We start from the raw sequence: 4899 nt of genomic DNA on the forward strand, positions 1-4899 counted from the left end.
CTGTTTACGCAGAGGCTAAGGTAACACTTAGGGAAGGAAAAATGGCTGAGTCAGAAATTATTCTTTATCAAGACAGTAAAGATGATCCTGTGTGCTCTGTTGTATGCTCTTATATTGTTTTACCAGCGAAGAAGAAATAATTATTTCTTAAACCGTTTGATAATCAGTGCGGAATTTGTTCCTCCAAATCCAAAAGAATCAGATAATATGGTATTAATTTTAGCTTCTCTTGTTTGAGCTATAATATTAATTTTAGCAGAAAACTCATCCGGGTTTTCAAAATTAATATTTGGAGCAATAAAATTATTTTGCATCATTAATAAAGAATAAATAGCTTCGCTGGCTCCGCCCATCCACATTTCGTGGCCTGTCATTGATTTTGTAGAACTTACAGGGACTTTTTTTCCGAAAATATCATAAATTGCTTGTGCTTCATTAGTGTCTCCAATAGGTGTTGAAGTTGCGTGAGCACTTACATAATCAATATTTTCAGGTAAATATCCGCTATCTTTTAATGCCATTTTAATAGCTCTGGAAGGACCGTCAACATTAGGCTGTGATATATGTGAACCGTCAGAAGAAACACCATAACCCACAACTTCTCCTATAATATTTGCTCCTCTTTTAAGTGCAGCATCCATATCTTCTAAAACAAGAGTAGCAGCTCCTCCGCTGGGTATTAATCCATCACGATCTCTATCAAATGGTCGAGACGCCTTGGTAGGTTCATCTTCTCTTTTAGAAAAAGCTCCTAAACTATCAAAGCTACTCATAGCATATTTGTTTACTTCTTGAGCTCCACCACAAATGATACTATCCTGCATGCCGTTTTTAATAAGAAAATAAGCCATTCCAACAGAATGAGAGCCACTTGCACAAGCACCACTGATTGTAAAGTTTATACCTCTTAATTTATAAATTACAGAAAGATTCATACTTACCGTAGAATTCATAGATTGAAAAATATAGCCCGAACCTATACGAGTTGAGTCTTTCTTTTCGCGAATAATATCGGTACTCTCAACAACAGCTTTTGAAGAAGAATCATTACCAAAAATAATTCCTACTTCATTAGCTTTAAAGTAATCTGCATCTAAACCCGCCATTTTAACGGCTTCTTCCGTACTCATAAAAGCATAAGCACCGTGTTCGGCAAGACCAATACGCATTCTCCGTTCTAATTTTCCTTTAAGAATAGGGTCTTCTAAAAATCCTGTCAAGCCCGATTGATAGCCAAAGTCTTTACGATCTTGATCAAAAACAATTCCCGACTTGCCAATATATAATGATTGCTTGACTTCTTCAATGTTTTTACCCAAAACTCCGTAAATGCCAACGCCTGTTATAACAACTCTTCTCTTCATTTATTTTTCTTATTTATCGTAGGTTAGGTATATAATCCCCCATTAATGGAAATAATCTGTCCGGTAATATATTTTGCTTTATCAGATGATAGAAAAGCAACGAGATCAGCTACTTCCTGAGGCTTTCCAAATCTTCCCATAGGAATTAATTTTTTATGCTCTTTTTCGTCCAAATCAGCTGTCATATCGCTTTCAATAAATCCGGGAGCAACAGCATTTACTGTAACTTTTTTACGTGCTACTTCTTGAGCTAATGCTTTAGTAGCTGCAATTACACCACCTTTGCTGGCAGAATAATTAGTTTGTCCGGGTAAGCCTTTGATACCGGATAGCGAAACAATATTAATAATACGACCTGATTTTTTAATAACCATATCCTTGATTACTAAACGACTTAAATAATAAAAAGAATTGAGATTGGTATTTATAACCTGATTCCAATCCTCATTTTCCATCCAAACTAAAAGAGCATCTTTCCGAATACCACTATTATTTATCAGTACTTGAATATAGGCGTCCTTATTATTGCTTTTCCATTGCGCCACCGCTGCTTCAACTTCTTGTTGATTGGCAACATCAAAAGGCAAAAGTATTGCGCTTACTCCTTTTTCTTCGACAAGAGATTTAGTTATTTCAGCCTCTGTTTTATTCGATTTAAAATTAATAATTATATCAAAACCCTGCTCTGCCAAAGATAGACAAATTGCTCTTCCAATTCCACGAGAGCCACCGGTAATAAGTGCATACTTTTTTTCACTCATATTATATTTCTTTCAGAGGATTCTTAAATAAGTAATCTTTCATCAATTTCATTTCCGGATACTTAATACTGTCTTCAACAAATTTTGGAACAATCTTACGCATTTCAAGATAACGTAATTTTGTATATTCTGATAGTCTATCTGTAAAATTAAGATAATCAATAGATTGCAAAATGCTTATCATATGAATAGAAAGCACTTCAAAGGAATTCATGATTACTCTTTCACACATTAGAGCAGCATTTGTTCCCATACTTACAATATCCTGATTATCATTATTATTTGGAATACTGTGGACGTACATTGGATTTGATAGTGTTTGATTCTCGGCAACTGTTGAAGTTGCAGTGAATTGAACACCTTGCATTCCTAAGTTTAAACCTAACTTACCAAGATTAACAAAAGGTGGAAGTATATTGTTTAACTTATTATTCATTAGGAAGTTAAGCTGTCGCTCGATAAGCATTGAAAGCTTAGTTGTTCCAATTTTGAGTTTATCCATTTCAAAGGAAACATAATCGCCATGAAAATTTCCTCCATGAAAAACATTTTTTCTTTTAGAGTCGATAATTGGATTATCATTAACTGAATTTACTTCGTTGATAAGTACTTTGCAAGTATTGTCGATAGTTTCAAGAATTGGACCTAATACTTGAGGTACACAGCGTAAGGAGTAGTATTCTTGTACTTTTTCTAGAAAAACAGCAGAATGATTACCATTACCATTAAATAATTTCTCTTCGCGACGTTTTAATAGCTTAGACCCTTTAAGCATGCTTCGCATATGAGAGGCTACTTTATTTTGACCGGGATGCTTTTTTACTTGATTTAAAGGCTCAGAAAAATGATCGTTGTAAGATTCTACCAACTGATTAATCATGGAGGATGCAAACACCGACCAACGATAAAGTTTACGTGCATTAATGGCATTTATAATGCCAATGCCTGTCATTACTGAGGTTCCGTTAATTAAACCCAAACCTTCACGAATATGAACTTCAATAGGTTTTAATTTAAGTTCTTTAAAAATATCGGCCATAGGCCTGACTTGTCCTTGGTATTCGGCATCTCCTTCGCCAATTAAACCTAAGGCAAGATGAGACAATTGCACCAAATCGCCGCTGGCTCCTACTCCGCCATGTTCAGGAATACGAGGGTATATCTTTAAATTGATAAAGGTTTCGAGCTGTTTAACAACGCTTGAATGAATACCGGAAAAGCCTAAACAAAGTGTGTTTAATCGTGCCAGCATTGAGGCCCTTACATAAACGGTATTAATAAACTTTCCCGATCCGGAAGAATGGCTGCGAATTAGATTATATTGTAATTGTTTTATTTCGGCATCATCAATTCTATATTGAGCCATAGGCCCAAAACCGGTGGTAATACCATATATTATTTTATTTTTTGAGAATGACTTAAGGAAAAAGAAGCTGTCTTCTACTCTTTTTAAAGCTTCGACTGATATTTTTACTGCATTTTCTTGAAGAACAATTTGCTCAAAATCTTGTACGGTTAAGTCTCTTTGCCCAATTAGTATATCCATGGTATGTATTAGTATATTTAATATACAAATTTAGAATAAAATAATAAGAATGAAAGTTGATACTTGCTTAATTTGGAAGGTTTTGAAGGATAAATGCAATTTTCTCGGGTAAATTCAGATTACCATCTATCCAATTGATTTCAAAGCCTTGTTTTTCCATTCTTCTAAACCAAGTCATTTGCCTTTTACTAAACTGGTGTATAGCTGTATTTAAACGTCTAAACATTTCGTTATAAGCTAACTTTCCCTCTAAATAATCGGTCACCCATTTGTATTCTAAACCATAAAAAGTTAGCTGATCTGGTTTTACTCCCGAACTCAGTAATCCTTCAACTTCTTCAATCATTCCATTCTGAAGTCTTTCTTCCAAACGTTCTGTAATACGCATTCGCACCACTCTTCTATCGTAACTAATACCAAATATTTTGGTGTCTATTTTTGGAAAATGAGTGTCAATATCGGGATGCTCATCATAATATTTCTGAATCTCAATAGCACGAATTAAGCGTTCTCTTTCAGAAGTATCAGTTGTATTATGTAAATTTTTATAGGTTTCAAGTATCTCTATAAGTTCAGCTTCATCTTTTAACTCTAATTCTTCGCGAAGCAAATCATTTTTCGGAACATCAATTAATTTATATCCTTTTAAGACACTTTCGATATATAAACCCGTTCCTCCACACAAAATGGGAATACTTCCTCTTTCATCGATTGTTGCATATGCTTTTAAGAAATCTTTCTGAAATTCAAATACATTATATTCGTAACCGGGCTCAACTATATCAACTAAATGATACGGAATTTTTCTTCCATCAATGTTATAATCATCCAAATCTTTACCCGTTCCAATATCCATTCCTCTGTAAACTTGGCGAGAATCTGCACTGATTATCTCTCCATTTATAAGGCTTGCAAGATTGGCTGCAAGACTTGTTTTTCCGGTAGCTGTAGGCCCTAAAATTGTTATCATAGCGTTACTTTAAAGGCGCGAAATTAATACTTTGCTTTCAGTTTACGAAGTGAATATTCAAAATTTGCGAGAGTATCACGAAGATTTTCCAAAGATGAAAGTTCGTTTAAATTGGCTGATGAAGATAAATCCGCTAATTGTGATGAGTATTCATTATCAATACTGCTGAAATACAATAAATTATCCTTTAAATTATCAACTTGTAAATCTTTGCTCGAATTGGCTTCTTGCTTTAAAAATTGAAGAATCCGTAAGCCA

5 protein-coding genes are annotated in these 4899 nt (G+C 34.3%); all 5 read right to left on the minus strand.

The genetic code is table 11. The features are described from left to right. Nucleotides 1-140: 140 nt before the first annotated feature. Complete coding sequence (locus tag J7K39_12495) at nucleotides 141-1364, minus strand: beta-ketoacyl-[acyl-carrier-protein] synthase family protein (GenBank protein ID MCD6180714.1); 1224 nt, start codon at nucleotides 1362-1364, stop codon at nucleotides 141-143. A 23-nt stretch (nucleotides 1365-1387) separates the two neighbouring features. Beyond that, nucleotides 1388-2125, minus strand: coding sequence for a 3-oxoacyl-ACP reductase FabG (fabG, locus tag J7K39_12500; protein MCD6180715.1), 738 nt, complete (start codon nucleotides 2123-2125; stop codon nucleotides 1388-1390). Nucleotide 2126: 1 nt separating this feature from the next. Beyond that, complete coding sequence (locus J7K39_12505; GenBank protein MCD6180716.1) at nucleotides 2127-3671, minus strand: aromatic amino acid lyase; 1545 nt, start codon at nucleotides 3669-3671, stop codon at nucleotides 2127-2129. A 67-nt stretch (nucleotides 3672-3738) separates the two neighbouring features. Further along, on the minus strand, nucleotides 3739-4641 hold the full coding sequence (gene miaA, locus J7K39_12510) for a tRNA (adenosine(37)-N6)-dimethylallyltransferase MiaA (protein MCD6180717.1): 903 nt from the start codon (nucleotides 4639-4641) through the stop codon (nucleotides 3739-3741). 23 nt (nucleotides 4642-4664) lie between these two features. Next, a partial coding sequence (locus J7K39_12515; protein ID MCD6180718.1) for a hypothetical protein occupies nucleotides 4665-4899 on the minus strand: 235 nt, incomplete at its 5' end.

Source organism: Bacteroidales bacterium (assembly GCA_021157585.1).
Classification (GTDB): Bacteria; Bacteroidota; Bacteroidia; order Bacteroidales; family UBA12170; genus UBA12170.

Coding starts and splice junctions, on each gene's coding strand:
- fabG (MCD6180715.1), bottom strand. CDS start 2,125: ATGAGTGAAAAAAAGTATGCACTTATTACCGGTGGCTCTCGTGGAATT.
- miaA (MCD6180717.1), bottom strand. CDS start 4,641: ATGATAACAATTTTAGGGCCTACAGCTACCGGAAAAACAAGTCTTGCA.
- J7K39_12495 (MCD6180714.1), bottom strand. CDS start 1,364: ATGAAGAGAAGAGTTGTTATAACAGGCGTTGGCATTTACGGAGTTTTG.
- J7K39_12505 (MCD6180716.1), bottom strand. CDS start 3,671: ATGGATATACTAATTGGGCAAAGAGACTTAACCGTACAAGATTTTGAG.